The following is a 25,364-nucleotide window of genomic DNA, read 5'->3' as shown; positions in this document are numbered from 1 at the left end:
GATGCCGAACCCCAGCCCGACGCTTCAGCCAGCCCTCAACCCGCCGCTCCCATGACCTTGTCCTCCGCTCCGAAAAGACTGTCCTGGCCGTTGCTGGTGCTGTTCGCCATGCCGACCTTGCCGATGTACCTGCTGCGCGGGCCGGCCTTCAGCATCCTGCCGGCGCTGTACGCCGAGCACTTCGCGATCTCGCTGGGGACCATGTCCCTGATCCTGCTGCTGGTGCGTGTCTTCGACGGCGTGCTGGACGTCGGCGTGGGCTGGGCCATCGACGCCACGCAGGACCGCTGGGGCGGGCGCAAGTCCTGGTTCCTGGTCGGCTCGATGCTGACGGTCGCGTGCATCTTCCAGCTCTACGTGCCGCCGGTCCATGCCGACGCGATGTACTTCGCGACCTGGTTCTTCATCGCCTACTTCGCCTGGACCGTCAACGAGATCCCGTACGGCGCGTGGTCGGTGGACCTGACGACCGACTACCGCGAGCGCTCCCGCATCACCGTCGCCCGCCAGTACTTCAACGTGGCCAGCGGTGCGCTGCTGGGGCTGATCCCGCTGCTGTGGTTCCTGCCCACCACGGAGATGAACTTCGACGCGCTGCGCGTGCTGGCGTGGATGGTCGCGGCGACGCTGCCGCTCATCAGCCTCCTCTGCGTGATCTACGTGCCGCGCGGCGTGACGGCGGCGCATGCCACGCGGCACAGCCTGATCGCGTCGTTCAAGGCGATCCGGACCAACCGCGCGTTCATCCGCTTCCTGATCGCGTCCGCGCTGGCCGGGCTCGGCGATGCCACGGGCGCGGCGGTCGGCTTCCTGGTGCTCGACTCCTACCTGGGGCTGGGCGCGGCCATCGGCATGGTGCTGCTGCAGTGGGGCGTGGCCGCCACGATCGGCGTGGGCGTCGCGGAGTTCTTCCTCAAGCGCTTCGAGAAGCATCGCGTCTTCGCTTGGTCCGCGATCGGCTGCGCGCTCTGCTACCTCGCCTTCGCGCCGCTGCAGCCCGGCATCCCGCATCTGCTCTTCCTCTACCTGGTCTGCTCCTTCGCCCACACGATGTTCTACATCGTCATCGACATGCTGCCGCAGGCGATGGTGGGCGACCTGGCCGACTTCGACCTGATGAAGTCGGGCGTCGCGCGCACCGCGCAGTACGTGTCCGTGCTGACCTTCGTCCGCAAGGCCACCTTCGGCATCGGGACGTCGCTCTCGCTGTTCGTCGTGTCGCAGTTCGGCTTCGAGGCCAAGCAGGCGGTCTATGCCTCGACCGCGATCCTGGGCTTGAAGATCTCCGCCTTCGCGCTGCCCTTCGCCTGCTTCATGCTGGCGGCGCTGATCATCTGGGCCTACCCGATCACCGCGCGGCGCCACGCCGTCATCCAGCAACGCAACGCCAGGCTGGGACGCGTCGTCCCTGATCCGGGCCTGGCTTGAGCCACGCCAAGGCCACCCCGAGATGTCCATGCATTCCCCCACCCCTCCCGCGTCCGCGATCCAGGCCGTCGAAGCGGCGCTAGTCGACTGGCACCAGGCGCTGGAAGCCCACGACTGGCCCGCCGTCGACGCGGGGCTGACGCCGGACTTCCTGATGGTCGAGCACGACCGGCTCATGGACAAGGCGGCGCTGCTGGCCTTCGTCCAACGCAGCGCGACGAGCGGACGCCAGCGCGCGTCGCTCCACGGCTTCCGCACGGCGGTCCAGCAGGACGTCGCCTGGACCACGGTGTTCAACGACGAGCTGTGGATGGCCGTGGATGGCACGCACACGCCGTTCCGTTTCCTCGAGACGGCGGTCTTCCGACGGGACGGCGACGTCTGGCGGATAGCCCGCTATCACGCGACACGCCTCGAGCCTGGCGCGTCATGAACCCACACACGTGATGAATCCAGGCCTGTGATGACCCCGGGCGCGTCGTGATCCAGGCACGACCTGACCCCGGTCCCGTTTCGTTTCCGATCCCCCGGGCCCTGACGGGCCTGCCACCTCCTCCCTTCTCCCTTTGGAGTCGATCAAGATGACCCGCTCTCGCCTTTTCGCCAAGCACGGTTCCTTCCGGTTCGGTCTTCTGCCAACGGCCGCGGCCGCCATGGTCATCGCAGGCCTGATGGCCGGGCCGTCGGCGCGCGCGCAGTCGGCGCCCGAGACCGCGGAGAAGGAGAAGGACAAGCAGACGCTGGACCGCGTCGAGGTCACGTCGAGCAAGCGCCGCCAGACCCTGAGCGACGTGGCGGGCACGGTGTCCGCGATCAGCGGCGCCGACATCGAGAAGCACGGCAGCGCCGACCTCGAGGACCTGCTGAAGCTCACGCCCGGGGTCCAGTTCAACAAGGGCACCGCGGACGGCTCGCTGATCTCGATCCGCGGCGTCGGCACCAACTCCAACGGCGCCGCGCAGGGTTTCACGCAGTCGCCCACCGGCATCTACATCGAGGACGTGCCCTTCACCGACCCGTTCGCCTTCGTGTCGACGCCGGACCTGTCGCCCTTCGACCTGGAGCGGGTCGAGGTCCTGCGCGGTCCGCAGGGCGCGCTGTATGGCTCGTCGTCGCTGGGCGGCGCGATCCGCTACATCATGGCCAAGCCCAACAAGCGCGTGGTGGAGGGCTCGGTGCTCGCCGGCTTCTCCTCGACGGCCAGCGGCGGCACCGGCTGGTCGACCTCGGCCATGGCGAACCTGCCGCTGGCCGACGGCAAGGCCGGCCTGCGCGTGGTCGTGAACTCCCGCGAGGATCCCGGCTTCATCGACAACCTGGGCACCGGCCGCAAGGACGCCAACACGATCCGGGTGAGCGGCGGGCGGGTGCTGTTCACCTACGCCCTCACGCCGGACTTCGACATCACGGCGATGTACCTGCGCCAGCGCAGCAAGCAGGCCGACGGTCCGGGCATCTCGCCCTTCGACTATTCGACGGGCGCCGGCTACGTCAAGAACTATGAGAGCCTCGACGTCAAGACCGCGTTCCCGATGGCCTACACCTCGACCTTCGATCTCGGGACCCTGCAGGCCAACCTGAATCTGGGCGACTTCCGCCTTACCTCGCTCACAGGACGACAGACCAAGTCCCGCAGCGCGCGAGAGGACTTCACGCGCGACTTCTTCGATCCGGCGCTGCTGAACGACAAGTGGACCTCCGACACGGACTACCACTCGAAGTCGACCTCGCAGGAGTTGCGCGTGACGCCGCTGACGCCGGGTCGGGTGAACTGGCTGGTCGGCGCGTTCTGGATGGATGCGGACATCCAGCGCGACCAGCAGGTCTACGAGGAGCCGCGCGGTGAGGTCGCCGACCTGCGCTTCCGCCGCAACGGCAAGGCGACGGAAGGGGCGGTGTTCGCCGATGCCGAGATCAAGATCACCGACCGCCTCATCGCCGACATCGGCGCGCGGCGCTACAAGACCAAGCTGTCCTACGACCGCATCACCGGCACCACCGCGGCGGACACGGCCAGCACGCCGTACTCGTCGTCGGAGAGCGGGACCACGCCCAAGGCCTCGCTGCGCTACGTGATCGATGAATCGATGTCGGTCTACGCGCTGGCGTCGCGCGGCTACCGCTTCGGCGGGATCTCCAACCTGGGCAGCAGCGCGCAGGGCCTGCCGTACAAGTCGGACTCGCTGTGGAACTACGAGGCCGGCTGGCGTTGGAGCCCGACCAAGTCCGCGTCCATCGACCTCAGCGTGTTCCGCATCGACTGGAAGGACGTGCAACTGTCCGAGCTCTACGTCGATCCCGCCACCAACCGCAGCTTCCTGGTCACCGGCAACGTCGGCAAGGCCAAGTCGCAAGGCGTGGAGGCGGCGGCGGCCTGGCGGCCGTTCTCGAAGCTGTCGCTCAAGGGCACGGTCGCGTACACGGATGCGGCGACCTCCGGCGGCATCAGCATCGGCGGCTCGCCGATCGCGAGCGGCACGCGGCTGCCGGGTACCGCGAAGTGGCAGGGATCGCTGGACGCCACGACCTACTTCGACGGACCGTTCGACAGCAACGGCCGCGTGTCCGCGCTGGTGGCCTACACCGGCAAGCGCAATGCGCAGATCGATTCCAACATGGTGCTGCCCAGCTACACGACGGTGGACCTGCGGGCGAGCCTCAGCTGGAACTCGGTGGAGCTCGGCGTGTTCGTCAACAACGCGGGCAACTCGAGGGGCTTGTCGGCCGGCGTCGACTACTTCACCACGTACACGGAGTTCTATCCGATCCGCCCCCGGACCGTCGGTGTGACGCTGCGTTATGACTACTGAGTCGCACCGCATGACACGGGCGCCGGATGCGCGCCGTCGTCTGATCCAGGGCGCGGCGGCGATGCTGCTCGGCGCGAGCTGGCTGGCCGCATACGCGCAGTCCGCGCCGCCCTCGCTGTCCTCGTCCGGGGTGTCGACGGCGACCCTCGCGCCGGCAGGGCAGACGATCGCCGTCGACGTGCAGCCGTTCGTGGTCGAGGCCTACTACAAGGTCCGATGGGGAAGCGCCGGTGAGTTCATCCGTCTCTTCAAGAAGAACCACCTGCCCATCCTCCGGCAGCAGATGGCCGAGGGGCGCATCCTGAGCCTCAAGGCGGAGAGTCCGTTCCATCACGCCACCGAGGACGGACGCTGGGACCTGCGGGTGACCATCACCAGGCGCAATGCCGTGGTCGCCCACGATGACTACGACGGCGCGGCGCTGGTCCGGCGGCTGTTCCCGGACGAAGCGACGTTCCGGCGCGAGGAGCAGCATCGCTTCGAGCTGCTGCTCAGCCACTGGGACCTCGTGATCACCCCGGTCGATCTGGGGCGGCCATGACGCGGGTCGAATCGACTCCCGCGATGACGGCGGACTACGTCGTCATCGGCGGCGGCTCGGCCGGCGCGGTGGTCGCGTCGCGGCTGGCCGAGGACCGCGACGTCAGCGTCCTGCTTGTCGAGGCCGGCGGCAGCGGCCGGCATCCGCTGCTGATGCTCCCCGGCGCGATGACCTTCATCAAGGACTGGTCGCGCCACGCGTGGCTGTATTCGACCGAGCCCGATCCATCGCGGTACGGCCGCGTCGACACCTGGAAGCGCGGACGCTCGCTGGGCGGCAGCAGCAGCATCAACGGGCTCATCTGGGCGCGCGGGCTGCCGCGGGATTTCGACAGCTGGGCGGCGCTCGGTGCCACCGGATGGGCGTGGGATGACGTTCGTCCCGCCTTCATGAAGGCGGAGCAGGCCTTGGGCTTCGACGCGAGCGAGCGTGGTCAGCGCGGTCCCATGTGGGTGGAGGAATTCCGCTCGCCGCATCCGTTGTCGCTGGCCTTGCTCGAATCCTTCGGGAAGGCGGGCTTTCCCGTCGTCCCCGACATCAACCGGGCGCAGGGCGCGGCGGCTGCCATCACGCAGACCAACCAGCGCGGCGGACTGCGGCAGAGCACGGAGACCGCCTACCTGCGCCGCCCGTTGCCGGGACTGCGCATCCTCGAGCGGACACGCGCGCAACGCCTGACCCTCGTCGACGGGCGCGCGGTGGGTGCGGAGCTGCGCCGCGACGACGGCAGCGAACTGCGCGTCGCGGCGAATCGCGAGGTGATCGTCTGCGCCGGTGCCATCGAGAGCCCGGCCTTGCTGATGCGCTCGGGCATCGGCCCGGCGGACGCGCTCCGTTCAATCGGCATCGTGCCGGTGGTGGACTCGCCGGAGGTCGGCATGAACATGCAGGACCATCCGGACCTGTACGTCGAATACGCCGTGTCGCGCCCGACGTATTCCGACGCGGGGAAGTGGTACCGATTGCCGAGCAGCGGCTTGCAGTTCCTGCTGCGGCGGGGCGGGCCGGCCACATCTCCGGGCACGCATGTCTTCGCCTACGGCAGTTCCCACGGGCGTCTGGATGATCCGGACCTGCTGTTCTTCACCGGCCCGTTCGGGCAGATCGTCGATGGCGCCTTCACCGGCAAGCAATGGGTCTACAGCGTGACGCCGTCGATCTGCCGTCCGTACTCGCGGGGGCGCGTGTGGCTCTCCGACCGTTCGGCGTCGGTGGCGCCGCGGATCCAGCCCAACCTGCTCGGCGACGAACGCGATCTGGCGCTGATCGTCGATGCCATCGGCATGGTGGACGGCATCGTGAGGCGGCCGCCGTTCGCGGATGACCTCACGGGCCGCCTGCGACCCAAGGAAGGCGTCGCCCTGTCCGACCGCGACAGCCTGGCGGCATTCGCGCGCTCGGCCGTGGCGACCTGCCACCACAGCTGCGGCACCTGCCGCATGGGGTCGGACGGCAACGCGGTCGTCGATCCCTCGCTGCGGGTCCGCGGCGTGGCCAACCTGCGCGTGGCGGATGCATCCGTCTTCCCTCAGATCACCTCGGGCAACCTCAATGCGCCCGCCATCATGGTGGGGGAGAGGGCGGCGGAGATGATCAGGAGCGCTTAGCGCTCCTGCCCGGAGGAGCGAAGGGGGCTGGCATGGCAGCGCCCCGCAAGATGCTGCGCGCGTTGCCCGCCGGTTCTCACGTTGCCGAGGCGAAAGTCCGGTCGACGTAGTGCTTGTAGAGGCGATCCAACTCTGCCTCCGGCGAATCAGCCAAGGCTACTCGCGCCTTGCTGAACTTCACCTGTGCTTCTCGCGGATGCGTGACGCCTTCGAACAGCGCGCGTGTCCGCGTGGCGACGTCTCCGCCGGGTTGATGTTCAAGCTGCTCCTTGACGCGATGCAGCTCGCCGTTCATCACGAGTACGGCGGCGACATAGATCTTCGGGGACAGCCCGAAGAAGTCGGTGACACGTTTGGTGTTCTGAGTTTTCAGCCGGAAGTCGAAGAAGCCGGTCTGCGGACACGCCACGACAACGCCGACGTTCACGAACTCCTCCGCGTCGGAGTGCGGCATGAATCGAACGAGGGCGTAGCAGCAGGCCAACTGGTTCATTCAACTCTCCAGAAATCAGCCCGCAATTTTCTTGGCGCTTTTGCGCGACGCGCTGTTTGACGAAGTCCTCGGTAGCTTAGTCGCGGGCAGTGCCCCCCCCGACTCCCTGGCCAGCTTCACGAACGCCTGCAGATAGTCGATGTCGATATCGGCCGTGCGCGCGCCGAGGTAGATCTGCTTCGCGATCCCCTGCTTGCCCAGGCGCACGGCGACCAGCGGCATGCGGGCCGCGTATTCCTCGGCCAGCCACCGCGGCAGCGCGGCCACGCCGCGTCCGCTCGCGACCATCTGCATCATGATGTCCGTGGTCTCGATGGTCTTGTGGCGCCTCGGCGAGATCCCCGCCGGCTGCAGGAACTGGTTGTAGATGTCCAGCCGCTCGATCGCCACGGGGTAGGTGATCAGCACCTCCTCGATCAGATGTTTGGGCTCGATGAACTTCGCGCCCGCCAGCGCGTGGCCTTGCGTCACGACGAGCACCTGCTCGTAGTCGAACACCGGCTCGAAATGCAGCCCCGGCTTGAACAGCGGATCGGGCGTCACCAGCAGGTCGATCTCGTAGCCGAAGAGCGCGCCGATGCCGCCGAACTGGAAGCGCTGCTTCACGTCGACGTCCACGTCCGGCCAGTCGCTCAGGTAGGGCGACACGACCTTCAGCAGCCACTGGTAGCAGGGATGGCACTCCATGCCGATGCGCAGCGAGCCCCGCTCGCCCTGCGCGAACTGCTGCAGGCGCTGCTCCGCCAGATCGAGCTGCGGCAGCACGCGGTTCGCGACCGCCAGCAGGTACTGCCCCGCCTGCGTCAGCCGCAGGCTGCGGCCCTCGCGCAGCCACACGTCCGTGCCGAGCTGCTGCTCCAGCTTGCGCATCGTGTGGCTCAGCGCCGACTGCGTCAGGTGCAGCGCGCCGGCGGCTGCGGTGAGCGAGCCCAGACGCTCCACTTCCTGAACGATCGTGAGATGACTGCGTTCCAGCATCGATGAACAACCTTCATGGATGAATGAATTAACGCAATTTTACGTCATGAGTTGGAGCGCCGACGCTTGGGTCCTTCGAGGCAGGCGATCTGAGCGTCGTCACCGGGCGAGGTCTCGCGGAGGAGACGAGGCGAGACGAGGCGAAAGGCGGCGTCCTCTTCCCCAGGCTAGGCTTCCCGCTTGGCAAAGATGTCCGCGACTTCCGCCATGTGCTGCGTGCCCCAGGTGCACAGCGGGACGATCGCCTCCGCCAGGCTGCGACCCAGCGGGGTCAGCGCGTAGTCCACGCGCGGCGGCACTTCCTTGTAGTCGGTGCGGGCCAGCACCTGGTCCGCTTCCAGTTCTTTCAGGTGCTGGATCAGCACCTTGTCGCTGACGCCCTCGACCAGGCGCTTGAGCTCGCCGTAGCGCCGGGGGCCGTCCCGCAGGAAGAACAGGACCAGCGGTTTCCACTTGCCCGAGATGATGCGCAGCGTGGCGTCGAGCCCGCAGGAAAAACCGCCGGTGCCGCAGAGGGGGTGATCAGGGGTGGTCATTTTTTTGGTACTTACCAAAAGGTGCATACTTGTCCTCAGGTTATCAGGACTTCATAGTTGTCTTCAAGCAGTTCCCTGCTTCCTTGCAACTTCCATTGAGGATCCCTGACATGACCCGACTGACTGGCAAGACCGCCGTGATCACCGGCGGCGCCACTGGCATCGGCCGCGCCGCGGCCAAGCGTTTCATCGAGGAAGGCGCGGTCGTCTTCCTCTTCGGCCGTCGGCAGGAGGCGCTCGACGCCGCCGTGGCCGAGCTCGGACCACAGGCCCGCGCGGTGAAGGGCTCGGTCTCCGATAAGGCCGACCTCGACCGGCTCTACGCGGCGGTGAAGGCCGAACGCGGCAGCCTCGACATCGTCTTCGCCAATGCCGGGGCGGGCAGCATGGCCCCGCTCGGCACGATCACCGCCGAGCACCTGGACGAGACCTTCGACACCAACGTGAAGGGCACGATCTTCACGGTCCAGCAGGCGCTGCCGTTGATGGGCGAGGGCGGGTCCATCATCCTGACCGGATCGAGCGCGGGCACCACGGGCGCGCCCGCCATGAGCGCCTACAGCGCGAGCAAGGCGGCGGTGCGCAACCTCGCGCGGACCTGGGCGGAGGACCTCAAGGGCACCGGCATCCGGGTCAACGTGCTCTCGCCCGGAGCGACCGCGACCGAGCTGGCGAAGGAAGCCCTGGGTGAAGAAGGGCAGAAGGTCTTCGCCGCGATGACGCCGCTCCAGCGCATGGCCGATCCCGCGGAGATCGCCGCGGCGGCTGCCTTCCTGGCGTCGTCGGACAGCAGCTTCATGACCGCCAGCGAAGTCGCCGTCGACGGCGGCCTGGCACAACTCTGACCCCACGAAGGAGCACCCATGAGCTACGCAATCATCGGCTTCGGCCACATCGGCCAGGCGCTGGCCAAGGCGTTTGCCCGCAGCGGCATTGAAGTGTCCGTTGCCACCACGCGCGATCCGGAACGCTTCGCGTCCGACGCGGCGGCGATCGGACCGGGCATCGTTCCCACGACCCTGGCCGACGCCGTGAAGGCGGATGTCATCTTCCTGGCCGTGCGATTCGAGTCGCACCCTGAGGTCGCGAAGGCCCTGCCGACCTGGCAGGGGAAGACCATCGTCGATGTGACCAATGCCTACGGCGTGCCGCCGGAGTCACTCGGAGGACTGCCATCGGCCCAGGCTGTCGCACAGGCCTTCACGGGCGCGAGCCTGGTCAAGGGCTTCAACCATCTGGTCGCCGCCGTCCTCGAGCAGGACCCGGCCGTGAAGGGGGGCCGCAGAGTCGTGTTCCTGTCGAGCGACGATGACGCCGCCGCCACGGAGATCGGTGCGTTGGCGCAGGCCCTCGGCTTCGCGCCGATCCAGCTCGGCGGGCTGTCGGAAGGAGGCCTGCTCGTGCAGGCGCGCGGGAAGACGTGGGGTCAGCTGATCTTCAAGGACCTGGTCAAGTTCGACTGAGACGTCCTGATCAGGGCTTCAGGAAGTCGTTCTCCACCCAGGCCGCGGCGCTGGTCTCGTTGAACTTGAAGCCCGCCGCCACGCGCACCTGCGCGAGCTGCTCCCCATCGTCGTTCAGCGCGGTCAGCGTCGCGTACGGGTTGTCTTCATCGGGAACGATGTCGAGCAGCACCTGGATGCGACCGTTGTCCGTGTCCAGCTTGACGCTCTTGTGCAGCCGGGCGTGCAACTGCTGCTCGTGCCGGCGCAGCACCTCGGAGGCCGTCTTCACCAGCGTGTGGAACGCGGCTGCGTCCAGCGGCTTCGGGTTCTTCTTGTCGCGGCCCATGGTCCAGGGGCCGACCAGGGCGGGCTCGGACTCGCCGATCAGGGTCATGGCGACCGCCCAGCCTTCGTCGTCTTCGTTCTTGATGACCTGCGCGGTCCAGCGCTCGTCCTGCCACGTGCGCGGCTCCTGGATGATGGGGCGTTCTTCGTCGGGGGAATTCGTGCTCATGCCGATGAAGGTACCACGCGGGCGCACGCGCCTCGACGACGCCGGGCGGCCTTCGCGACCGGCGACAATCCAGTCATGACCGAGTCCGCCCCGCCGCCGCAAGAGCAACCCCGCAACCCGTTGCACGGCCTGACGCTGGAAACCATCGTGACCGAGCTGGCCGCCGAGTACGGCTGGGACGGCCTCGACGAGCGCATCCCGCTGCGCTGCTTCGCCTTCGAGCCCAGCGTCAAGTCCAGCCTGAAGTTCCTGCGCAAGACGCCGTGGGCGCGGGAGAAGGTCGAAGGGCTCTACCTGTTCATGCTACGGGAGCGGCGGCGGAACACGACGCGGCCGTGACCGGCGAGACCATCGCCCAGCCGAGCGCCTGATACAGCGCGGCGCCGGCCTCGGTGGCCACCAGCACACCGTGCGTGGCGCCGAGATCGAGGGCGGCACGGGACAGCGCGGTCATGACGAGTCGACCCAGGCCCTTCCTTCGGTGGGCCTCCGAGGTGGCGATCTGGTCGAAGGTCGCGAAGCGGCCGTCGACGGCAGCCTGGCCGCTCGCCGCGAGCGCTCCAGACTCATCGAGGATCCTGACCCACGCGACGGCGCCCGCCCGTCCGGTCTCAACGCGGTAGCCGGCGACGACCGGGCCGGCGCTTCCTGTGAGCTCGACGCTCATCAGGAACTCAGGGTCATGAACGGTCCAGTCGCTGGAGAGCAGGGGCGACACGTCCTGCGACGGCGCGCAGACCTTCAGCCAGATGCCGGGGCCGGCCTCGGCGGCGACGAGTGTTCGAAGCACCTCGGCGTCGAAGTGCGGGAATACATAGCGCGTGACCTGATCCGGCTTGCCGACATGGATCTGGAAGCAGCCGGGACGTTCGACCGGCGCCGGCGTGCTGCGGGAAATCGCCCAGCCGAATGCCCAGGCCCTGGCAGCGGACGAGGGATCGAGCGCGCCGGTTCCGGGCACACCCGTCGATGTCGATGTCGAGGTGAGTGAGTTCATCCGGGGCATCTTCTTCTGCGCCACGCTGTCGCGCGGAAGGTCATATGTCCTCGGCGTCCTCCAGTGACGACGTCGAGCGACCGGTCACAGATCGATGATCCCGCGCCTCACCGCGATCGTGACCGCATGCGTGCGGTCGCTCGCGGCGAGCTTGCCGAGGATGCTCTTCATGTGCGCCTTCACCGTGCCCTCGGCGATGTCCAGCTGGCCGCCGATGCGCTTGTTCGAGCGGCCCTCGGCCACCAGCTTCAGCACGGTCGTCTCGCGACCGGTCAGGTGCTGATCGGCCACATGCTCGGCGAGCTGCATGGCGAGCTCGGAAGGAAAGCGCCGGCCGCCGGCGTGCACCGCCCGGATCGTGTCCAGCAGGTCCTTGCGCAGCGTCTCCTTCAGCAGATACCCCGCCGCGCCGGCCTGCGCCGCCTCCAGCAGTTGAGCAGGCGCGCCGAAGCTGCTGAGCATCACGACACGCGCCGCGGGGAACTCGGCGCGGATCGCCTTCAGCGCCGCGAGGCCGTCCATCGTTCGCATCCGCACATCCATCAGCGTCACGTCCGGCAGGTAGCGCCGGAAGGCGTCCAGGGCCTCCGCGCCGTCCTGCGCCTCCGCCACCAGGCGCATGTCGTGCTGCAGTTCGATGGCGCCGGCCAGACCCTCGCGCAGCATCGGGTGGTCGTCCACCGTCATCACGCGGATCGCCCGGTCGTTCTTCAGCGGTGTCGTCGTCATGGCGTGTCCTCTTCGCGGATCCTCTCTGCGGGTCCTCCGCGCGACGACTCTGCCCGTTCGTGGGAGGGGCGGGATCTCTCCTTCGGGAGATGCTGCCGCGCCCAGGTGACAGCGCGTGGAAGCCCCGTCGCCGGCCGCCTACCCTGTACGAAAGAGGCAGGCGGCGGGCCTCCTATCCGGCATGGCGGCGCACGCCGACGCTGGCGAACATCCACCGGCACCTCGCCGAATGGGCGCAGGTCCCACGCCACCCGGCAACCCCTTGCCCTGAAGGAATTCCTCATGACAACGACCCCCACCCGCCGCACCGTCGCGGCGCTGCTCCTCGCGGGAGGCGCCGCGATCGGCGCCGTCGGCGCTCTCATGGCGGCCTCGCCGGCCATGGCCCAGTCGACCGCGCCGTCGACGGCAAGACCTGCCCCCATCGTCGAACGCGACGCCACCGTGAACGGCGTGAAGCTGCACTACCTGACGGCCGGCTCCGGCGACGCCACCCCCATCGTGCTGCTGCACGGCTACGCGCAGACCAGCCGGATGTGGCGCCCGCTGATGCCGCGCCTGGCCACGGACGGACCGGTGATCGCCGTCGACCTGCGCGGCGCGGGCGGCTCCGGCAAGATCGAGCGCCCGGGCGAGAAGAAGCTGCTGGCCCAGGACATCCACGCGCTGACGCAGCAGCTGGGCTACAAGAAGGTGAAGATCGTCGGCCACGACATCGGCCTGATGGTCGCCTACGCGTACGCGGCGCAGTACCCGGACGAGGTCGAGAAGATCGCGCTGCTGGACGCCTTCCTGCCGGGCGTCGGCGACTGGACCAAGGTCTGGCTGCTGCGCGACCTGTGGCACTTCCACTTCTACGGCGAGGTCCCGGAGAAGCTGGTCGCGGGCCGCGAGCGCATCTACTTCGAGCACTTCTGGAACGACTTCGCCGCGGACAAGACCAGGTCCATCCCCGAGGCCGATCGGAAGTTCTACGCCGCGGCGTACGGGCAGCCGGGCGGCATGCACGCGGGCTTCGGCTACTTCAAGGCCTTCGAGCAGGACGCCAAGGACTTCGAGGCGATGTCGAAGACGAAGCTGAAGATGCCGATGCTCGTGCTCACCGGCGAGAAGGCCTCGGGCGAGTTCCTGATCGCGCAGGGACGTCTGGTCGCGGAGTCGGTCGACGGACGCATCGTGAAGGGCGCCGGCCACTGGATCATGGAAGAGTCCCCGGACGTCACGATGGGCGCGCTCGTCGAATTCCTGAAGTGAGTCAGCCCGGCGCTCGCGTGGGCAGCGCGCGGCCCAGCAGGTCGCGCAGCCATCGCTGAAGCGCCGGGAGGCGCTGCGGCTTGTCGCGCCGACGATAGGCCTGCGCGGCAGGGATGCCCAGCAGCACCTCGGTCCCGGCGCCCGGCGCGCTGCGCAGTTCGAAACTGCCGCCCACGCGGGTCACGCGCTCGCGCATGCCGCTCAGCCCCCAGTGACCCGGGCTGTGGCCGTCGACCTGCGTCGCGGTCGGCACGCCGACGCCGTCGTCGGCGATCTTCATCGTGAAGGTGGCATCGGTGTACGCGATGGTGAGCGCGATGCCCGTCGCCTTCGCATGCTGGAACGCGTTGAAGAGCCCCTCGCGGCCCACGAGCGCCAGCTCCGCATGCACGCACGCGTCCAGCAGCCGCGGCGTGCCGTCGACGCTGAAGCGGAACGCCGCGTCATGGAAGCCGGAGAGGTCCTTGCCCAGCGCTTCGAGCGTCTGCTCCAGCGTGCCCACGTCCGGCGGCGGCAGTCGCAGGTCGGTGACGCGGTTGCGACCCTCGATGACGACCGCATCGGCCTGGTCCAGCGCGCGCTCCATCTCCGCGCGCGCCGGGGATTCATCGGGGATGCCCCACGCCACGCGCTGGAAGCGCAGCAGCAATCCCTGGAAGCCCTGCAGCAGCGTGTCGTGCAGGTCCTGCGCGATGCGGGTGCGTTCGTCGAGGCGCGCGCGGTAGCGCTCGCGCGCCCGCGCTTCGATCTGCCGCAGGCGCATGCGCACGAGGAGCGCGATGGCCATCAGCACCGCCAGCGCGCACAGCACGCGGAAGCCGGTCGACTGCAGGAAGGTGGGCGGGATCTCGATGGCGAACGAGGCCGGCGCGGCGCTCCAGACGCCGTCCTCGTTGGTGCCTTGGACTTCGAAGGTGTAGTTGCCCGGACCGAGGTTCGTATAGAACGCCTGGCGGCGGGCGCCGGCCTCGTGCCAGGTCGTCTCCAGACCGCGAAGACGGTACTTGAAGTTCGCGCGTTCGGGCATCGCCAGCGAGAGCGAGGTGTAGTCGACCTGCAGGTCCTTCGTCCCCGCGACCGCCCGCACCAGGCCACCGGATTGCGGCGTCAGCGGCGCACCGTTCACCAGCACCCGCTGGACGTCGAGCACAGCGGGCGCGGCGGCGCGCTTCAGCCTGGCGGGGTCCACGGTCACCACGCCGTTGGTCATCGCGAACCAGAGCCGGCCGTCCGGCGTCTGCAGCGCGGTGCGCAGCGGCCAGTTGGTCTCCGCCCGGCCGGTCAAGCCGTCCTGGGTGTCCAGCTGCGTCAGCGGCACCTGGAAGCCCGGCTCCGTGATGGCTCTTTGCAGGTCGGTGGCCGCGACGCGCGTGATGCCGGCGGCGCCGTTCAGCCAGAGCTCGCCCTCGGGAGTTTCGACGATGCCGCTCACGCCGTTGAGCGCATCCGGCGAGCGGCCCTTCAGCTCGAGGAAGTGGCCCTCGTCGTCCAGTCGCTGCGCGCCCCGGTCGCCGCCTATCCACACGTGCCCCTGGCCCGCGGTGATCGCCAGCACGCCGCCGACGCGCAGCCCCTCCTTGTCGGCGAAGCGCGTGACCCGATCGCCTTCGTCGACGCGCAGGACCTGGCCGTCGACGTAGCCGATCCAGACGCGTCCTTGCTGGTCGACGGAGATGCTGGACGCGAGGGAGCCCGGCGGGAAGCCCTTGGTACCGGACAGCCGCTCCCAGCGTCCGTCGCTGAAGCGGCGCAGCAGGCCCATGAACTGCGTGGCGACCCAGATCGTTCCGGCGCGGTCTTCGGCGATGTCCTTCAGCATGCCCTTCCAGTCGGGGAACGCCTCGCGGCGTTCGTCGACGAAGCGACCGTCCGGGCCCAGGCGCCACAGTCCGTTCTTGTCGCCGGTCCACACCGTGCCGGCATGGTCGACGAACACCCGGCTCACGGAGCCATAGGGCATGGCGTAGCGCGACAGGTCCGGGCCGCTGCCGGACGCCTGCAGATGGAAGGTGGCGTTGCGCGAGGTGAACCAGAGATCGCCTTGCGGGCCGGCGGCCATCGCGAGCGCGGACATGGCCGCCGGGAACTGGACGAGCGAAACCCGCGTCGGTCGCAGGCGGTCGAGTCCGCCGTTCGTGGCGATCCAGACCGAACCCTCGCGGTCCTGCAGGAGGCGCAGGACCTGGTCGCCGCTCAGTCGCTGGTTTGGTGTCAGCCGCTGAAGGGCTGGCAGATGGAAGTCGTAGGTCTGCGTCACGCCGGGCGCCGAGGCGCCCGCTGCGGGAACGAAGGGCACCAGCGGAATGGGCGGTGGTGCGATGTTTTCGGCGGGGAGACTGAGGCCGGCTGCGGGCTCGAGGCCGGGGAAGCGCTCGCGCGTCACGCCGTCGAGCGCGCCGGACCAGAAGTTGCCGTCGCTGTCGAAGATCGGCATGTAGGTGCTGGCGTGGACGGGGTGTCCGTTGCCGAAGGACTCCCCGGGCACTTGCGGCCGCGGTGCCCTGAAGTAGCGCATCTGGTTGTGCTCCATCTGGGCCACGAGCCAGACGCGCCCCTGTGGATCCACCGACAGGAAGTTCGGGTTCTTTCCCGGTGTCTCGACGCGCGAGAAGCGGGCGGTCCCGGCGGCCTTCACCAGCAGGCCCTGGGTGTTGTTGACCCAGAGGTTGGCGTCGCCGTCCAGATGCACGTTCCAGGTGAGGAGATCCGGGGCGGGCTCGGGATAGCCCTCCGCCTTGCCCATGCGCTGCCAGCGGTCGCCGGTCCGCTTGAACAGTCCCCGCGTGCTGGCCACCCACACGGTGCCGTCCTTCTCCTGCGCGAAGCCGCGTGTGGCGCCTTCGAAACCGCCGGGGCGCGCGGGTTCCCGCAGCAGGACGTGACCGTTGCGGACCTGGGCGAGGCCGCCTCGCATGAAGCCGATCCACAAGCCGTTGTCCGGGGTGGCGTGGAGCGAGAGCACGGACCGTTCGGGCAGCGTCTCGCCGGCGAGTGATTCAAAGGTCTCGAAGCGGACGCCGTCGAAGCGCAGCAGGCCGCGGTCGGTGCCCAGCCAGAGGTAGCCGTCGGTGGTCTGCGCCAGGCTGTAGACCGGGCCGAACAGGCCTTCCCGCGCGCCCCATGAGGTGTGGTGGAGCTGGTCCAGCGGCGGGTGCTTCAGCAGCTCGGTGAGCGTGAGGCGGTCGGGCGTCGGCGCCTCCGCGGCGATCGCGGATCCTGCGCCGAAGAGCGGCAGCAGCAACGCGAGTCCGGCACGGACGATGGATCGAAGCAGACGAGGACCGGGTGCTTGCATGTCAGGGGCCGGAGGTGCGGAGCGCGGAACATACCACCGGCGGGGCAGGGGGGCTTCGCCCGGATGGGAGACGTCAGCCCGTCTCTGCAGCACCGGTGATCTTGCCCGCGGTGCCAACGCTTTCCGTCGTGCTCCGCAGATGCACGTCCATCTGCGGATACGGGATGCTGATGCCGGCCTGATCGAGCGCCGCGAGCATGCGGGCGAGCAGTTCGCCGCGCAGGGCCGTCCATCCGCCGACGTCCTGCGTCCACACGCGCACCACGAAGTTCAGCGCGCTGTCCGCGTAGCTGCTCATCAGCACCACGGGCGGCGGACTCACGGCCACGCCGGGCGTCTCGCGCGCCGCCGCGCCCAGCACCGACAACACCTGCGCCGGATCGGATCCGTACGCGACGTTCACCGGGATCTCGATGCGACGGCTGCGATCGAACATCGTCCAGTTCGTGAGGTTCCCGCTCAGCAGCAGGCCGTTGGGCACGACCACGTCGGCACCGTCGAAGGTGCGCAGGATGGTGGCGCGCAGGCCGATCTCGCGCACGGTGCCCGAGGTGCCCGCGGCGTCGACCATGTCGCCCGGCTGGATCGGACGCTCGAACATCAGCACCAGGCCGGAGACGAAGTTGTTGACGACGCCCTGCAGGCCGAAGCCGATGCCCACGCTCAACGCGCCGAACACCAGCGCGAGCTGGCTCACCTTGAAGCCCGCCGCGGACAAGGCCACCAGCAGGCCGAGCAGCAGGACGCCGTAGTAGCTCAACGAGGCGATGCTGTTGCCGACGCCGCGCGGCAAGGCCGCGTGGTGGGGCAGCTCGTCGCGCAGCAGTCGACGGACCGCGCGGGCGACCCACAGGGCCAGCCAGGTGGACAGCAGGAACACCAGCACGTCGCCCAGGTGGATCGAGACCTCGCCCACGTCGACGCCGAGATTCAGCACCTCGGTGCCGATGGCGCGCAAGGGCCGCAGCACGCGGAAACGGTCCATGCTGTAGACGAGCCACCCCAGCCATGCGGCGAGCACCAGCAGCCGGGTGACCATCACTTCCAAGGTGGGCCCGTGCTGGCGGACCAGCTTGCGCTCCACCAGCTCGGGCTGTCGTCCGAGCGCGTGCAGGATGCCGCGCACGGCCGCCACGCCCGCGTAGAGCAGCACGGCCATGTAGCCGCTGTCGATCACGGCGCTGGTCAAGGTCTCCGCCAGCGAGATGTTCCCGCCGATGTTGGACACGATCGACACCGCGAGCACGGCGATCACGACCCAGCTGATCCGGCGCACCGTCTGCCGGAGGCGGCTCTCACCGCTCGCCCGATCGCCCGGCGCGCTGCGCAGCAGCCACACGGTGAGTCCGATGGCCAGCGCGCTCACGCCCAGCGCGTAGAGCCGGTACAGCCCGATGTCGACGGGGATCGCCACGCCCAGGCGGTCGACGAAGTAGAGCGCCACCGCGACGTAGGGCCAGACGCCCAGCGCCCGGACCGTGCCCGACGGCAGCAGCCGAAGCACGGGGATGAGCGCCAGCACCAGCGCGATCTCCTGGACGAGCAGCGGCGCGTCGGGCTCCAGCACCAGCACGCCCAGCATCGCCAGCAGCAGCCACGAGGAGACGGGGCGACGCAGCGCGCGCGCCACGTGACCGGGCGCGCCCTCTTCCGGCGTGCGACGGCTGCGCACGGCCAGCCACAGGATGAGCGGCAGCAGCAGGATCTGGAACAGGCGCAGCGCCTGCTGGTTGCCGCCGTCCGCCGCGTGGTAGTCGATCGCGAACTGGCGCTCGATCTCGAAGCCGCGCTCCATCGCGGCAACGGCCTCGGCCGTGCCGGTGCCAGGTCTGAAGTCCTTCCACAGCGGCGGCACGTCGGTGCGCAGCAGCTGGCGGTCGATCTCGTCGATGGCCGCATCGACCTCGTCGCGACCGGACTGGATGCGCGCCTTCAGTTCGCTCGCGCGCTGCGTCAGGTCGAACTGCTTCGCCAGCACGAGACCGAGCGCCTCCTCGGAGGCGTCGAACTGCGCGAGCATCGTGTCCACGCGCGCCGAAAGCGCGGGAGGGAGTCCGTCGAGAAGCCCGGCCGCGCGCGTCGCCGACCACGCCGCGCGGCGTTGAGCCAGTTGGAGCGCCGTGTCCGCATACGGTGACAGCGCGCGGCCGGACCGCTCCTCCCATCGGGCGAAGCGACGTTCGTCGAAATCCCAATGCCGAGCCAGGCTCTCCAGGCGCATGACCGTCAGCGCGCGCAGCGCGCCGCCGGCGGCGGCGTTGAGCTTGGCGTTGACGGGGCGCGCGATGTCGTCGAGGTCCCGGGCCAGTCGCTCGGACGGCTCAGGCGCCTGGAGCAGGCGCTTCGCGCGATCGACGCGCTGCAGGTCCTCGTCGGCGCGCGTCAGGATGTCGGGCGCCGCGACGGGCGCGATCGCGGCAATCCCCGAAGCGGCGGGAGGCGCCAGCTCAGGGCCAGGCGCGGCGAGCGCCAGCAGCGGGGCCAGCGCCCCCGCGATCAGGAGTCGTTGGACGCGTCTAAGGAAGAGGCTGGGCAATCCACGCATTTGGCGGGAGATTGTGCATGCGCGCTCCGCCCGCCGGCGTCCGTCCTCACGGCGCGTCGGCGAGTGCGTTGCCGCCGATCATCCGGAGTCCGTCGGAAGACAGGCGCAACGTGCCGGCGGGCGTGGTCCAGACGCTCGCGTAGGGCACGTTGAGCCACTGGTTCTGCAGCGTGCCGTCGGCGCGGTAGACGCGGACATCCTGGTTGGCGTTGTTCATGAACAGGCGGTCCGCGATGTCGAACTTGACGCTGCCCGTGTGGTAGTTCGGCATGCTGTTGTTGGAGAAGGGCGTGATCGCCGCCTCCTGCACCAGGGCGCTGCCGTCGAACCGGTAGACGAACGGCACGGGCTGGGTGGAATAGCTCACCACCACGCGGGAGCCGTCCTGGTTCACGGCCAGGTCTTGCAGGCTCGACACGTTCAGCTCCGGGCTGATGCCGGTCGTCACGCCGAAGAACATGCCCTTGCCGTTGGCCCGCAGGTCGAAGCGACGCGCCGCCAGATAGCCGCTGGTCCCGATCGTGCCCGCGTACAGCACCCGGCCGTCGCCGCTCATCTGGAGCATGGCCGGCGTGACGCGCCACATCTCGCGGACCTCACCCAGGATCAGGCCGGTTTCCGCGCGGAGCACCGGTGCGGCCATCCGGATCGTCTCCCCGATGGGCATCTCGGCTTCCGTGAGCACCAGAAGGTCCTCGCCCGCGATGTGCGCGGCGGCGATCCGCTTGCCTTGGCGGTAGTTGGCCTGCAGCGCGTTCTGCCGCACGACGGTGAGCGTGGCCGCGTCGATGACGGTGATGCCGGTGTTGTTGTCGTCCAGCACATACAGCCGGCGTCCGTCGCCGCTGACCGCCAGGTCCGCGATGGCGATCCCCGTCAGCGTCAAGGTCGCCGCGCGCTGGCCGCCGTACAGATGGTGCGCGGCGATCGTGTCGCCCACCGCGGAATAGATCAGGGGCCTGACAGGGTCGACGACGCGCACGCCGGGGCGCGAGTAGTCGTTGACGTTGGGCAGCTGATTCGACACCGTGGTGGCCGACGCCTGTCCGCTCTTGTAGAGGCCGACCCGGATCGCGCTCGCGCGCACGCCCGGGGTCGTCGACGTCAGGGAGACGGTCGCTTCATGGAACCCGTCGGTCAGTCCCGCGGCGTTCGCCGTCAGGATCAGCGACCCGTTGCTCGCGCCCGAAGGCGTGGCCAGCAGCCAGGCGGCATCGCTGACCGCCTGCCAGGGGACCGACGTGCCGCTGCTCTCCCGGACGACGATGCTGCGCGTGGTGCTGGAGCCGCTCGGCGTGACGGCGAACGCGACCCCGCGCAAGGCGGGAAGCAGCGCGCGCGGCGTCTGCCTCGGCTTGATCGTGTAGGTGACGTCGACCGTCCTGGGGCTGCCGGTGATCTGGCGGGTGCAGCCCGCGTCCTCGCAGGCTTTCACGGTCACCGTGTCGCGGTACACGCCCGGCGCCAGATCCAGGCTCGACTTCGGTGACAGCACGAGCATGCCGGCCTGGGGCGACAGCGTGGTGTAGTAGCCGTAGGCCATGCCGCTGTTGGTGACCTGGACGGTCACGGTCGCGGGCGTGGTGCCCTGCACGGTGCCGCGCACGGTCTGGGGCGCGGGAGTCTCGCCCTCCTCGGCCACGAAGTCGACGCTGGCGCGGTCGACGGTCAGCCCCGGCGTGGTCGACAGCGGGGCGGTGTCGACGCAGTCGATGTAAGTGATGTTGGCGGTTTCCGGTCCGCTGTTGGCGCCGGGGGAGGTGGCGAGGCAGCGCTGCCCTGCCGAGGTGGGGTGACTCACCACGGACACCCGGGGGGTCTGACCGGTGTTCCAGGGCGTGGGGAAAGCGAACGAGGTGGCGCCGGCGGGCACGGCGATCTGCTGGCTGCCCAGGGCCAGCACGAGTCCGCTGCCCTTCAGGCCGTTCACCGTGCCGCTGACGTTGAGTTGCATCGGCGGGTGGGAGATCAGGGCGCAGGCGATGCGCACCGAGGCGACGTCCGATGCGAGCGTGCCGCTGCCCGCGGCCTGCACGGTGCAGTTCTGCCTGGGCGGCTGGCGCTGCACGGTCACGGTGTAGGCCGTTCCCGAGGGCAATCCGGCGGAGAACGAGAAGGCGCGATCCGTTTCCACCGCGAGGTCGGCGGCGTTGTTGAGCCGCAGCACCAGCCCGGGCCCGATGAGGCCGGTGACGGTGCCGCCGACCGCGTAGGTGGTGACCGGAGGCTGGGTGACCGGGGGTTGAGTCACTGGCGGCTGCGTGACCGGCGGCTGGGTCACCGGGGGCTGCGTGACAGGCGGTTGAGTGACCGGAGGCTGCGTGACGGGCGGTTGCGTCACCGGAGGTTGCGTCACGGGCGGCTGCGTGACCGGCGGCGTGGTCGGATCCGGCTGGGACGGTGCCGTCGGATCGGTGCTGACGGGCGTGGACGCGGGCTGGTCCGGAACGGCTGGCGTGGAGGCGCCGGGGGCCGGCGCGTCGGGGACGGTGCTGACCGGCGTCGATGCGGGCTGTCCGCCGGACGGCGCTGCCGCCGGGCTGCCGCCGCCGCCGCCATCACCGCCGCACGCCGTGAGCACGACCAGATTCAGGACCGCCAGGCCCGACCGCAACCGCTTCATGAAAACTTCTCCCTGGAACTCGGAACCGGGTGAACTGCGTCACCGTCGGCGCGCGATTCTGACGTGCGCGCGTGCGATTCCCGGGCCGCGCCCAGGGCGGCCCCTCATTCAAGGGGTCAGGTCTCGACCGGTGGCGCCTGGACGGCGTCAGCCCCGGCTGGATTGCGGCAGCTTGCTGTCGGACGACGGCTGGCGGGCCGGCTGGCTCCGTGCGTCTTCATCCGAGTGATGGCCGTTGAGGGGATCGCGCGGTCGCACGTCGCTGCCCTCGGGAATTTCTTCCTCCGGGATCTTTTCCCCCGGCGCTCCTTCCACGGGCTTGTTGTCCCCGACCGGATCGTCGTCTTCGTTCTCGGGCTTGGCCGGACCATTGACGAGCGTGCCGACAGGCGAGGTGCTGCTGTTCATGAGGGGCTTTCGTTGTGCCGGGAAGCCGGCTCAACGGAGGCAGGCAAGTCCGAGGCCCTGACTCATTGGGCCTGACGAAAGGACAGGCGTGCTTGGCGTCGTTCGCCGGCGGCATCGCTTCGCGGCAATGAGCGAGGAGTGACCGCAGGAAGTCGCCCGGTAATCCGGGCCGATATCGAGCAAACGTGGAGCGGCCTTGCCGGGTCAGGTGGCTGGCGATCTAGTGCTCGTCCTTCGGGCGGTCGGTGTCGCTGCGTGCGGCTGCCTTGTCGTCCGTCCTCGTCTGGGCCTCGTGGCCGCTTTGCCACGCGTCCTTGCGCTCCTTCCACAAATCGGAGCACTCGCCCGTGTTCGTCGGCAGGTTGGACGCCTCGTCCATCGGATTGCCGGAGGATCCGTCGCCACGCACCGCGGCCTTCGCGCCTTGTCGTTGAAGCTCCGATCGCTCCGCGGTGGACAGCGCACGGTCGTCGCCGGGTCGTTGTCTCTTGTCAGGGTGGGGCTTGGTACTGCGCTTCATCGTCCACTCCAGCATTGCTTGTGAACCCCATTAGGCGCTCTCAGCGAAGACGGGTCCCGGCGCCGGCGATCGGAAAGTTTCCCGTTGAGTGATGAAGGGATCCCCGCTTTCCCGGCCTGTTCAAGGAGCGATGTCAGCCTTCGCCTCTTCGCCGAGGCCAGCAGCCCAGCAGGAGGGCGAAAAACAGCCTGATCAACAGACCGAAGGGGTCAGGGTCCCAGGTCGCAGCCATCCTGGCATCGTTCTCGAGCGTACCGCCGCGCTGCGTGTACCGGCGCCGGGCGTCTTCGATCTGGCTTGAGCGTGGCGCAGCGGGGCAGGCGCATTCGCTGCAACGCTCGCAGGCGGCCGCGTTCGAGCGGCCGCAGGACAGGCAGGACCAAGCGTAGGCGGGCATGCGGGGATGTTGCCATGCCTAGTCGCTTGGCATCTTCGACGCTACGTGAAACTGCAGATGAAGTACGGCCCGTTCAGGTGATCGCATCCCACCAGATCACCGTCGAAGCTTGACCGATCGCGATCGAACGAAGGATCCTGCCAGGCAGGCGCGTGGACCACGCCGTACCAGTTGTCCAGAATTCCGCCCATGGGGAAGGCGAGATCCGCGCCGCGCCCGGGTTCATGGATGCACCGTTTCGTCGCCACGCATGACGGCACCCGTCCGTCTGCGGCTTCGCGGACGGCCCGGTCGAAGAAGGCCCGTTCTTTCCAGAACCAGGCCTGCCTGGCGACGACGTTCACGCCGCCGGAAATCCAGGCTGCCCATATCAGGAACGTGACCGTGCATGCGACGCGGCAGCGCCATCGATCCTCGCCTCGCCACGCACCAATGGCAGTGCGGCGAGGCGCCATGATCCCGCAGGTGAAGACCGTCAGCTTGAGCAGGAAGCCGATGAGCGGATCGATCTCCAATTCGTAGAACGACAGAGCGAAAACGCCGACGGCAAAGATCGCCACAGGGACGAACGAACGGCGCCTGCGTGCGGCGTCGACAGGAATCATTGGCGGCGCTTGACAAGACATCGGCGCAGCGTAGGGGCCGATGGTGTGCTCAGCGTGAAGTGGCCGGTCGAATCGCTCTCAGCCCGTGAACCGATACGACACCAGCGACTCGCTGTCGCTGTCCGCCACCAGCGCCTTGCCCGCGGGCGGGAACGCGCGCTGGACGCAGTGCTCGCGCGGGCACACGCGGCAGCCGGGGCCGATGGGGATCGCCTGCTTGGACACGGTGCTCTCGTCGAAGCTCAGGCCTTCCGCGTACACCAGCTCCCGCGCATGCGAGATGTCGCAGCCCAAGCCGATCGCGAAGAGCTTGCGACGCGCGAGGTAGCCGCCACCGCCGTGCCGCTCGATCGTGCGGGCGATGCCGAAGAAGCGGCTGCCGTCGGGCATCTCCGCGATCTGCGTGAGGAAGCGACCCGGCTGCGCGAAGGCCTCGTGCACGTGCCACAGCGGGCATGCGCCGCCGTGTCGCGCGAAGTGGAAACTCGTCGCGCTCTGCCGCTTGGAGATGTTGCCCGCCTGGTCCACGCGGACGAAGTAGAACGGCACGCCGCGGTTGCCGTTGCGCTGCAGCGTCGAGAGCCGATGGCAGACCGTCTCGACGCTCACCTGGAAGCGCTGCTGCAGCAGCTCGATGTCGTAGCGCGCGTTGCGGGCCGTCGTCAGGAACTCGCCATACGGCAGCAGCGTCGCGCCGGCGAAGTAGTGCGCGAAGCCTTGGCGGGCCAGCGCGCGCGTCGCTTCATCGACGAAGGCACCGGCACCGAGTTCCGCCTCGATGGCATCGGCCTCGGCGATCAGCGCGTACTGCGTCGCGAGCTGGAACGCCTGCTGCGCGTCGCTCAGGAACCGCGGCATGCGCAGCAGCCGCCGGCGCGCGTCGTAGTGCCGCAGGAAGGCGTCGGACGTCTCTTCCCGCGTCTCGGCCTCGTCGCCCACTTCGGTCCTGATGCCGTAGCGCTGCAGCAGCAGATCGCGCAGCGGCTGCGCGCGATGACCCGGCACCAGACCGAGCGACTCCGCCAACTGCTCGCCGCGCAGGTCCAGGTCATCGAGGTGGTTGTTGCGGCGGTTCAGGTGATCACGCACCGCCTCGTGCGGCAGCGGCTCGCCGCGGAACGAGGGCGTCGCGCCCGCCGCCTCGCGGCCCTGCTCGCCGTAGAAGCGGTCGATCATCTGCGAGTGCTCGTCCTGCAGGCGCAGGTAGCGCTGATGCAGCGCGACGTAGGACTCCGCCAGTTCCGGCGCCTGCTCCACCAGCCGCGCGACCTGCGCCGGAGCCATCACCGTCGTCGTCAGCGAGCGGTCGCGCAGCGCCGCATCGAGATCGGCGAGCAGCTGCTGGTCCTGCTCCTCCGAAAACTGCCCGATGCCGCCGCCGAAGACCTCGGCGAGCTTGATCAGCACGCTCGCCGTGACCGGCCGCTGGTTGGTCTCGATCTGCGACACGTAGCTCAGCGACAGGCCGAGACGGCTCGCCAGCTCGGCCTGGTTCCACTGCAGCTGCTCGCGCAGGCGACGGATCCGCGGTCCGATGAACAGCTTGCGCGACGAGCTGGCCGGGGTGCCGGTGGGAGAGGCCATGCGTTTCACAGGATTCGCTGATTTCACAGAATTCTTGTGGAGTGTTTTGCCGCGG

22 protein-coding genes are annotated in these 25,364 nt (G+C 69.0%); 9 read left to right on the top strand and 13 right to left on the bottom strand.

Features of this window, described 5'->3' with window-relative positions; translation table 11 throughout:
- Nucleotides 1–51 precede the first annotated feature (51 nt).
- The 5 genes from ABE85_RS19375 (at nt 52) to ABE85_RS19355 (ending at nt 6,386) form a co-directional block, all read left to right on the top strand.
- Complete coding sequence (locus ABE85_RS19375; RefSeq protein ID WP_082938768.1) at nt 52–1,428, top strand: MFS transporter; 1,377 nt, start codon at nt 52–54, stop codon at nt 1,426–1,428.
- 28 nt (nt 1,429–1,456) lie between these two features.
- Nucleotides 1,457–1,861 (top strand): nuclear transport factor 2 family protein, encoded by a 405-nt coding sequence (locus ABE85_RS19370; protein WP_067278364.1) that lies wholly within the window; start codon nt 1,457–1,459, stop codon nt 1,859–1,861.
- Nucleotides 1,862–2,009: 148 nt separating this feature from the next.
- Complete coding sequence (locus ABE85_RS19365) at nt 2,010–4,238, top strand: TonB-dependent receptor (protein ID WP_067278360.1); 2,229 nt, start codon at nt 2,010–2,012, stop codon at nt 4,236–4,238.
- A 10-nt stretch (nt 4,239–4,248) separates the two neighbouring features.
- Nucleotides 4,249–4,779, top strand: a complete 531-nt coding sequence (locus tag ABE85_RS19360; RefSeq protein WP_197507073.1) for a hypothetical protein — start codon at nt 4,249–4,251, stop codon at nt 4,777–4,779.
- Nucleotides 4,776–6,386, top strand: coding sequence for a GMC family oxidoreductase (locus ABE85_RS19355; protein ID WP_082938766.1), 1,611 nt, complete (start codon nt 4,776–4,778; stop codon nt 6,384–6,386). The genes ABE85_RS19360 and ABE85_RS19355 overlap by 4 nt, the downstream gene beginning before the upstream one ends.
- Nucleotides 6,387–6,462: 76 nt before the next feature.
- On the opposite strand, the gene ABE85_RS19350 is transcribed toward ABE85_RS19355, so the two are convergent.
- The 3 genes from ABE85_RS19350 to ABE85_RS19340 form a co-directional block, all read right to left on the bottom strand.
- Entirely contained in the window at nt 6,463–6,879 is a 417-nt protein-coding gene (locus ABE85_RS19350; protein WP_067278357.1) for a DUF3037 domain-containing protein, read from the bottom strand.
- A gap of 15 nt (nt 6,880–6,894) precedes the next feature.
- Complete coding sequence (locus tag ABE85_RS19345; protein WP_067278353.1) at nt 6,895–7,857, bottom strand: LysR substrate-binding domain-containing protein; 963 nt, start codon at nt 7,855–7,857, stop codon at nt 6,895–6,897.
- A gap of 167 nt (nt 7,858–8,024) precedes the next feature.
- Nucleotides 8,025–8,393 carry a helix-turn-helix domain-containing protein gene (locus ABE85_RS19340; protein WP_067278349.1) on the bottom strand — a complete coding sequence of 123 codons (369 nt, stop codon included), beginning with the start codon at nt 8,391–8,393 and terminating at the stop codon, nt 8,025–8,027.
- Nucleotides 8,394–8,503: 110 nt separating this feature from the next.
- On the opposite strand from ABE85_RS19340, the gene ABE85_RS19335 reads away from it, so the two are divergent.
- Together ABE85_RS19335 and ABE85_RS19330 are read left to right on the top strand one after the other, a co-directional pair.
- The gene (locus ABE85_RS19335) at nt 8,504–9,238 is read left to right on the top strand and encodes an SDR family NAD(P)-dependent oxidoreductase (RefSeq protein WP_067278346.1); all 735 of its coding nucleotides are present in this window, start codon (nt 8,504–8,506) and stop codon (nt 9,236–9,238) included.
- A gap of 18 nt (nt 9,239–9,256) precedes the next feature.
- Complete coding sequence (locus ABE85_RS19330) at nt 9,257–9,856, top strand: NADPH-dependent F420 reductase (protein ID WP_067278340.1); 600 nt, start codon at nt 9,257–9,259, stop codon at nt 9,854–9,856.
- A 10-nt stretch (nt 9,857–9,866) separates the two neighbouring features.
- Here the strand turns inward: ABE85_RS19330 and ABE85_RS19325 are convergent, their stop codons facing one another.
- A complete protein-coding gene (locus ABE85_RS19325; RefSeq protein ID WP_067278337.1) occupies nt 9,867–10,352 on the bottom strand; it encodes a hypothetical protein in 486 nt (161 codons plus the stop codon).
- Between the two features lie 75 nt (nt 10,353–10,427).
- On the opposite strand from ABE85_RS19325, the gene ABE85_RS19320 reads away from it, so the two are divergent.
- A complete protein-coding gene (locus ABE85_RS19320) occupies nt 10,428–10,691 on the top strand; it encodes a VF530 family DNA-binding protein (protein ID WP_067278335.1) in 264 nt (87 codons plus the stop codon).
- Here ABE85_RS19320 and ABE85_RS19315 read toward each other — a convergent pair.
- Together ABE85_RS19315 and ABE85_RS19310 are read right to left on the bottom strand one after the other, a co-directional pair.
- Nucleotides 10,651–11,349, bottom strand: a complete 699-nt coding sequence (locus tag ABE85_RS19315) for a GNAT family N-acetyltransferase (protein ID WP_197507071.1) — start codon at nt 11,347–11,349, stop codon at nt 10,651–10,653. The two genes, ABE85_RS19320 and ABE85_RS19315, sit on opposite strands and share 41 nt — an antisense overlap.
- Before the next feature lie 84 nt (nt 11,350–11,433).
- Complete coding sequence (locus ABE85_RS19310; protein WP_067278332.1) at nt 11,434–12,078, bottom strand: response regulator transcription factor; 645 nt, start codon at nt 12,076–12,078, stop codon at nt 11,434–11,436.
- A gap of 282 nt (nt 12,079–12,360) precedes the next feature.
- Here ABE85_RS19310 and ABE85_RS19305 point away from each other — a divergent pair, with 282 nt between their 5' ends.
- A complete protein-coding gene (locus ABE85_RS19305) occupies nt 12,361–13,332 on the top strand; it encodes an alpha/beta fold hydrolase (protein WP_067278330.1) in 972 nt (323 codons plus the stop codon).
- A gap of 1 nt (nt 13,333) precedes the next feature.
- Here ABE85_RS19305 and ABE85_RS19300 read toward each other — a convergent pair whose 3' ends face one another.
- From ABE85_RS19300 to ABE85_RS19270, 7 genes are all read right to left on the bottom strand, one after another.
- Nucleotides 13,334–16,627, bottom strand: a complete 3,294-nt coding sequence (locus ABE85_RS19300) for a sensor histidine kinase (RefSeq protein WP_082938764.1) — start codon at nt 16,625–16,627, stop codon at nt 13,334–13,336.
- 73 nt (nt 16,628–16,700) lie between these two features.
- Complete coding sequence (locus tag ABE85_RS19295) at nt 16,701–19,172, bottom strand: mechanosensitive ion channel family protein (RefSeq protein ID WP_067278327.1); 2,472 nt, start codon at nt 19,170–19,172, stop codon at nt 16,701–16,703.
- Between the two features lie 46 nt (nt 19,173–19,218).
- Nucleotides 19,219–21,795, bottom strand: a complete 2,577-nt coding sequence (locus ABE85_RS27710; protein ID WP_067278325.1) for a YncE family protein — start codon at nt 21,793–21,795, stop codon at nt 19,219–19,221.
- A gap of 147 nt (nt 21,796–21,942) precedes the next feature.
- A complete protein-coding gene (locus tag ABE85_RS19285; protein WP_067278322.1) occupies nt 21,943–22,203 on the bottom strand; it encodes a hypothetical protein in 261 nt (86 codons plus the stop codon).
- 220 nt (nt 22,204–22,423) lie between these two features.
- Nucleotides 22,424–22,723, bottom strand: coding sequence for a CrpP-related protein (locus tag ABE85_RS19280; protein ID WP_157522646.1), 300 nt, complete (start codon nt 22,721–22,723; stop codon nt 22,424–22,426).
- A gap of 438 nt (nt 22,724–23,161) precedes the next feature.
- Nucleotides 23,162–23,725 (bottom strand): hypothetical protein, encoded by a 564-nt coding sequence (locus ABE85_RS19275; protein ID WP_067278314.1) that lies wholly within the window; start codon nt 23,723–23,725, stop codon nt 23,162–23,164.
- Between the two features lie 78 nt (nt 23,726–23,803).
- Nucleotides 23,804–25,309 (bottom strand): short-chain fatty acyl-CoA regulator family protein, encoded by a 1,506-nt coding sequence (locus ABE85_RS19270; RefSeq protein WP_067278311.1) that lies wholly within the window; start codon nt 25,307–25,309, stop codon nt 23,804–23,806.
- Nucleotides 25,310–25,364: the final 55 nt, after the last annotated feature.

It is taken from the genome of Mitsuaria sp. 7 (assembly GCF_001653795.1).
Classification (GTDB): Bacteria; Pseudomonadota; Gammaproteobacteria; order Burkholderiales; family Burkholderiaceae_C; genus Roseateles.
Note: the sequence above shows the minus strand (reverse complement) of the source record. Positions and strands in the feature narration are given on the sequence as shown.

Bases quoted from the DNA above. Each gene is read 5' to 3' on its own strand.
- ABE85_RS19375 (WP_082938768.1), top strand. From the start codon at position 52: ATGACCTTGTCCTCCGCTCCGAAAAGACTGTCCTGGCCGTTGCTGGTG.
- ABE85_RS19370 (WP_067278364.1), top strand. From the start codon at position 1,457: ATGCATTCCCCCACCCCTCCCGCGTCCGCGATCCAGGCCGTCGAAGCG.
- ABE85_RS19365 (WP_067278360.1), top strand. From the start codon at position 2,010: ATGACCCGCTCTCGCCTTTTCGCCAAGCACGGTTCCTTCCGGTTCGGT.
- ABE85_RS19360 (WP_197507073.1), top strand. From the start codon at position 4,249: ATGACACGGGCGCCGGATGCGCGCCGTCGTCTGATCCAGGGCGCGGCG.
- ABE85_RS19355 (WP_082938766.1), top strand. From the start codon at position 4,776: ATGACGCGGGTCGAATCGACTCCCGCGATGACGGCGGACTACGTCGTC.
- ABE85_RS19350 (WP_067278357.1), bottom strand. From the start codon at position 6,879: ATGAACCAGTTGGCCTGCTGCTACGCCCTCGTTCGATTCATGCCGCAC.
- ABE85_RS19345 (WP_067278353.1), bottom strand. From the start codon at position 7,857: ATGCTGGAACGCAGTCATCTCACGATCGTTCAGGAAGTGGAGCGTCTG.
- ABE85_RS19340 (WP_067278349.1), bottom strand. From the start codon at position 8,393: ATGACCACCCCTGATCACCCCCTCTGCGGCACCGGCGGTTTTTCCTGC.
- ABE85_RS19335 (WP_067278346.1), top strand. From the start codon at position 8,504: ATGACCCGACTGACTGGCAAGACCGCCGTGATCACCGGCGGCGCCACT.
- ABE85_RS19330 (WP_067278340.1), top strand. From the start codon at position 9,257: ATGAGCTACGCAATCATCGGCTTCGGCCACATCGGCCAGGCGCTGGCC.
- ABE85_RS19325 (WP_067278337.1), bottom strand. From the start codon at position 10,352: ATGAGCACGAATTCCCCCGACGAAGAACGCCCCATCATCCAGGAGCCG.
- ABE85_RS19320 (WP_067278335.1), top strand. From the start codon at position 10,428: ATGACCGAGTCCGCCCCGCCGCCGCAAGAGCAACCCCGCAACCCGTTG.
- ABE85_RS19315 (WP_197507071.1), bottom strand. From the start codon at position 11,349: ATGAACTCACTCACCTCGACATCGACATCGACGGGTGTGCCCGGAACC.
- ABE85_RS19310 (WP_067278332.1), bottom strand. From the start codon at position 12,078: ATGACGACGACACCGCTGAAGAACGACCGGGCGATCCGCGTGATGACG.
- ABE85_RS19305 (WP_067278330.1), top strand. From the start codon at position 12,361: ATGACAACGACCCCCACCCGCCGCACCGTCGCGGCGCTGCTCCTCGCG.
- ABE85_RS19300 (WP_082938764.1), bottom strand. From the start codon at position 16,627: ATGCAAGCACCCGGTCCTCGTCTGCTTCGATCCATCGTCCGTGCCGGA.
- ABE85_RS19295 (WP_067278327.1), bottom strand. From the start codon at position 19,172: ATGCGTGGATTGCCCAGCCTCTTCCTTAGACGCGTCCAACGACTCCTG.
- ABE85_RS27710 (WP_067278325.1), bottom strand. From the start codon at position 21,795: ATGAAGCGGTTGCGGTCGGGCCTGGCGGTCCTGAATCTGGTCGTGCTC.
- ABE85_RS19285 (WP_067278322.1), bottom strand. From the start codon at position 22,203: ATGAACAGCAGCACCTCGCCTGTCGGCACGCTCGTCAATGGTCCGGCC.
- ABE85_RS19280 (WP_157522646.1), bottom strand. From the start codon at position 22,723: ATGAAGCGCAGTACCAAGCCCCACCCTGACAAGAGACAACGACCCGGC.
- ABE85_RS19275 (WP_067278314.1), bottom strand. From the start codon at position 23,725: ATGATTCCTGTCGACGCCGCACGCAGGCGCCGTTCGTTCGTCCCTGTG.
- ABE85_RS19270 (WP_067278311.1), bottom strand. From the start codon at position 25,309: ATGGCCTCTCCCACCGGCACCCCGGCCAGCTCGTCGCGCAAGCTGTTC.